The organism is Vibrio sp. 2132-1, from assembly GCF_033344315.1.
Genome location: NZ_JAWPON010000184.1, coordinates 1 through 859, shown reverse-complemented (window position 1 = coordinate 859; position 859 = coordinate 1). Strand labels below are relative to the sequence as shown.

At 44.5% G+C, this 859-nt stretch carries 1 protein-coding gene; it reads right to left on the bottom strand.

The genetic code is table 11. The annotated features are described in order from the left end of the window. Positions 1–859, bottom strand: an 859-nt coding sequence (locus R8N47_RS24285; protein ID WP_318185989.1) for a TolC family outer membrane protein, incomplete at both ends; no start/stop codon positions are given.

Here is an 859-nt window from a genome sequence, read left to right as displayed (position 1 = left end):
GTATTTAGCGTCTAAATAGTTCTTTCTTGCTTCGAACAGTTCGTTTTCAGTATTCAAAAGGTCAAGTAGAGTTCGCTTACCAATGCGATATTGCTTTTCGTAAGCAATGACCGTTTCAGAAGCTGAGTCTACGTGGTCAGCTAAAAACTCTTTTTGTTGCAGAGTTAAATCTAATGCACTCCAAGATAAGCGAAGTCCTTCCTCAACATTACGGTACGCGCCTTCACGCAAGTCTTTCGCTTTGTTGAGTTGGTATGCGAAGTTTTCTGAATTTGCCGCATCGCTACCGCCGTTGAACAAGTTATAGCGTAAACGCAACATGGCGAGAGTTTCATCGCTTCGACCTTTTAAGCCATCCGCATCGTCTTTCCAAGTTTGAGAAGCTTCAATCGAGATCGTCGGGTAGTTAACGCCTTTCGATTGTTTGTATTGGAACTTGGCAGAATCCACATCCGCCAATGCGATTTGAATCACTGGGTGTAATTCAAATGCCAAGCCAACCGCTTCATCGACGGTGTAGGGGATAAAGTTCTGATCAGCTCTTGGAAAAATTAACCCTTGTGGCGTTTGCCCCACCAAGCGAGTAAACATTGTGTGGGAGTCGTAAAGGTTGTTTTGTGCAGCTGCCAGATTACCATGCGCTTTCGCTAAACGTGCTTCAACCTGTGTTAAGTCCGCAGTAGAGCCGATGCCGGAAGTGACGCGTTTTTTGATGTCCGTATAGATGTCTTTGTGAACGGCAAGATTGTTCTCAGACAGCTTTAAGACTTCATAAGCCTTTACCGCATCTAAGTAGACTTTAGTGACTTCTAATGCCTTGTCTGAAGCATCAGCTAACAGTTGGAATCGCACCGATTCT